At 66.8% G+C, this 3,584-nt stretch carries 2 protein-coding genes and 1 pseudogene; 1 reads left to right on the top strand and 2 read right to left on the bottom strand.

Translation table 11 applies throughout. The annotated features are described in order from the left end of the window. Positions 1-59 precede the first annotated feature (59 nt). Positions 60-1,682 (top strand): ABC-F family ATP-binding cassette domain-containing protein, encoded by a 1,623-nt coding sequence (locus EOA28_RS28845; protein ID WP_128315535.1) that lies wholly within the window; start codon positions 60-62, stop codon positions 1,680-1,682. Positions 1,683-1,691: 9 nt separating this feature from the next. On the opposite strand, the gene EOA28_RS28840 is transcribed toward EOA28_RS28845, so the two are convergent. Together EOA28_RS28840 and EOA28_RS28835 are read right to left on the bottom strand one after the other, a co-directional pair. Then, positions 1,692-2,819 carry a serine hydrolase domain-containing protein gene (locus EOA28_RS28840; RefSeq protein ID WP_128298302.1) on the bottom strand — a complete coding sequence of 376 codons (1,128 nt, stop codon included), beginning with the start codon at positions 2,817-2,819 and terminating at the stop codon, positions 1,692-1,694. A gap of 124 nt (positions 2,820-2,943) precedes the next feature. Next, positions 2,944-3,584 (bottom strand): annotated as a pseudogene (locus tag EOA28_RS28835) (molecular chaperone HtpG); the annotation flags it as partial.

The raw sequence follows: 3,584 nt of genomic DNA, 5'->3' as shown, positions 1-3,584 counted from the left end.
TCATCCGCTTCCCCGCGGGGCAAACCCCGCCATATCAGCGCAGTTGCCCGGACCGCCCCATGATCCGTCTCGAAAATATCGGCAAGCAGAACGGCCGACAGATCGTCTTCATCGAAGCCTCGGCCGCCTTGCAGAAGGGCGAGAAGGTCGGGCTGGTCGGCCCGAACGGCGCCGGCAAGACGACCTTGTTCCGCATGATCATCGGTGAGGAACAGCCGGACGAGGGCCAGGTCTCGGTCGATCGCGGCGTCACCATAGGCTATTTCAGCCAGGATGTCGGCGACATGGGCGGTATGAGCGCCGTAGCCGAGGTCATGGAAGGCGCCGGGCCGGTGAGCGCGGTGGCCGCCGAAATGCGCGAGCTCGAGCACGCCATGGGCGATCCCGAGCGCGCCGACGAGATGGACGCAATCATCGAGCGCTATGGCGAATTGCAGCACCGCTTCGAGGAGCTCGACGGTTATGCGCTGGACGGCCGCGCCCGCGAGGTGCTGGACGGGCTCGGCTTCAGCCAGGAGATGATGGACGGCGACGTTTCAAAACTTTCCGGCGGCTGGAAGATGCGCGTGGCGCTCGCCCGCATTCTCCTGATGCGGCCCGACGTCATGCTGCTGGACGAGCCATCGAACCATCTCGACCTCGAAAGCCTGATCTGGCTCGAAAAATTCCTGAAGGACTATGACGGCGCGCTTTTGATGACCTCGCACGACCGCGAGTTCATGAACCGCATCGTCAACAAGATCATCGAGATCGATGCCGGCGCGCTGACCTCCTATCCCGGCAACTACGAATTCTACCAGGAGCAGCGCGCGCTGGCCGACAAGCAGTTGCAGGCGCAGTTCGAGCGCCAGCAGGCGATGCTGGCCAAGGAGATCGCCTTCATCGAGCGCTTCAAGGCGCGCGCCTCGCATGCCGCGCAGGTGCAGAGCCGGGTGAAGAAGCTCGACAAGATCGATCGCGTCGAGCCGCCCAAGCGCCGCCAGACCGTGGCGTTCGAGTTCCAGCCGGCGCCGCGCTGCGGCGAGGACGTGGCGACGCTGAAAGGCATCCACAAATCCTATGGCAGCCGCTCGATCTATTCGGGCCTCGACTTCCAGATCCGCCGCCGCGAGCGCTGGTGCGTGATGGGCGTCAACGGCGCCGGCAAGTCGACGCTGCTCAAGCTTGTGGCCGGCGCCTCCGAGCCCGACGAGGGCTCCGTCGCGCGCGGTCCGAGCGTCAAGATGGGCTATTTCGCCCAGCACGCCATGGAACTGCTCGACGGCGAGCGCACCGTCTTCCAGACGCTGGAGGATAATTTCCCGCAGGCCGGCCAGGCGCCGCTGCGCGCGCTTGCCGGCTGCTTCGGCTTTTCCGGCGACGAGATCGAGAAGAAGTGCCGCGTGCTGTCGGGCGGCGAGAAGGCCCGCCTGGTGATGGCGCTGATGCTGTTCGACCCGCCCAACCTCCTGGTGCTCGACGAGCCGACCAACCACCTCGACATCACGACCAAGCAGATGCTGATCGAGGCGCTGTCGCAATATGAGGGCACGATGCTCTTCGTCTCGCACGACCGCCATTTCCTGGCGGCGCTGTCGAACCGCGTTCTGGAGCTGACGCCCGACGGCATCCACACCTATGGCGGCGGTTATACCGAATATGTCGCGCGCACCGGCCAGGAAGCGCCGGGGCTGAGGGGATAGGGATCTTATTCAGAGCGCGTCGTAGACGGCTTCGATCAGGGCCTTGCGGCGCGGGTCCACGTCGTCGAACCCCAGCATGCGGTTGGTGACATAACCGAACCCGACGCCGGCGCCGGGATCGGCAAAGCCGATGGCGCCGCCCCAGCCGGTATGGCCGAAGCTTTGCCGCGACGCACGGCCGGCATAGACAGGATCCTCGATCTGGTAGCCGGCCGCGAAGGCGGCCGGCAGCGCGAAGCTGTCGTCCATGCCGCGAAAGCGCGGCCGCGCGGCCTCTTCGATCGCTGCGCGGCCGATCAGGCTCTTGCCTTCAAACGTGCCGCCCGCCGCCATCATGCCGTAGATGCGTGCCAGCGCCTGCGCCGTGGACTGGCCGTTGCCGCCCGGCACCTCGGCGGCGCGCCACGCGCGGTCGTTGGGCGCCAGGGCGCGGGGAGCCGGGTTGCCGCATGCATGGGGAAAGGGCGAGGCGCGCACGAACTCGACCCATTCCGAAGCTTTCGGGCCCTCGATCATTTCGGCTGCCCGGGCATCCTCGGGCTCCGGCAGGCCGACATGGAAATCGGCCCCAAGCGGGCCGGCGATCTCTTCCGCGATGAAGCGCCCGACGCTGCGCCCGTCGACGCGCCGCAGCACCTCGCCGGCGAGGTGGCCGTAGCTGAGCGCATGATAGACGCAGCGGCTGCCGGGCTCCCACAGCGGCACCATGGCGGCAAGCGCATCGACATAGGGCGTCCAGGCGAGCATGCCCGCCTCGTCCATCGGCACTGCGAGACCGTTCAGCCCGGCCTGGTGCGACATCACCTGATCGAGCGTGATGCGCTCCTTGCCGCCGGCCGCGAATTCCGGCCAATAGCGCGCGACCGGAGCGGCATAATCCAGCTTGCCGCGCTCCACCAGCATCGCGATTGCCAGTGCGACGACTCCCTTGGTGCAAGACCAGACATTGATCAGCGTGTCACGCTGCCACGAGCGGGTGCGCGCGGCATCCGCATGGCCGCCCCAAAGATCGACGACGGTCCTGCCGTCGGCTGCGACCGAGACGCCGCCGCCATGCTCGAGGCCTTCGGCGAAACACCGGGCGAACGCATCGCGCACGCCGGCAAAACGCGGATCGCAGAAACCCTCTATTGTCATGCGCGAATTCCCTTTAAGGGCGCCTCAGCCGAACAGCTTTGTCACGAAGCCGCTGAACCAGGCAAGCTGCCAGCATCCAATTAGCGTTGGACGCTGGCAAGCCATTCAAGCGCGCCGCCGGCGCTTACCCCTTCGCCAACCCGCGATCGATCAGCCGCGCAAGACGCGCCGAGAAGGCCTTCGCGTCGGCCGGCTTGTCGCCGTCGAGCACGCGCGCTTCGTCGTAGAGCAGATGCGCGGCGTCTTCCTTGAACGCCCTGTCGTCGTTGCCGAGCTTTGCCAGCGCCGCCACGCGCTCGTGGCGCGGGTTGATCTCCAGGATCGGCTTGGCCGCCTTGTCGAGCCGGCCGGCGGCGTTGAGCAGGCGCTCGAACTGGCGGTCCGGGCCATGCTCGGGCGCGACCAGGCAGACGGCGCTTTCAGTCAGCCGGTCGGAAGCCTTCACGTCTGACACCTCCTCGCCGAGCGTCGTCTTCACGAAGGCGAGGAACGCCGCGATATCCGATGATGTCTCGGCATCGGGCTTGGCCGCGTCGTCGGGCAGCGGGATATCGGCAAGCTCGGCCGCGCCCTGCGTCACCGACTTGAACGGCTTGCCGTCGAATTCCGGCGTCATCGTCACCCAGAAACTGTCGACCGGGTCGGTCAAGAGCAGCACCTCGATGCCACGGGCGCGAAACCCTTCGAGCTGCGGCGAGGCCTCCAGCCGGGCGCGGTCGTCGCCGGCCATGAAGAAGATCGCCTTCTGGCCTTCCTTCATAGCCC

The organism is Mesorhizobium sp. M2A.F.Ca.ET.067.02.1.1 (assembly GCF_004023285.1).
In the GTDB taxonomy this organism is placed as follows: domain Bacteria; phylum Pseudomonadota; class Alphaproteobacteria; order Rhizobiales; family Rhizobiaceae; genus Mesorhizobium.
Note: the sequence above shows the minus strand (reverse complement) of the source record. Positions and strands in the feature narration are given on the sequence as shown.

Bases quoted from the DNA above. Each gene is read 5' to 3' on its own strand.
- EOA28_RS28845 (WP_128315535.1), top strand. From the start codon at position 60: ATGATCCGTCTCGAAAATATCGGCAAGCAGAACGGCCGACAGATCGTC.
- EOA28_RS28840 (WP_128298302.1), bottom strand. From the start codon at position 2,819: ATGACAATAGAGGGTTTCTGCGATCCGCGTTTTGCCGGCGTGCGCGAT.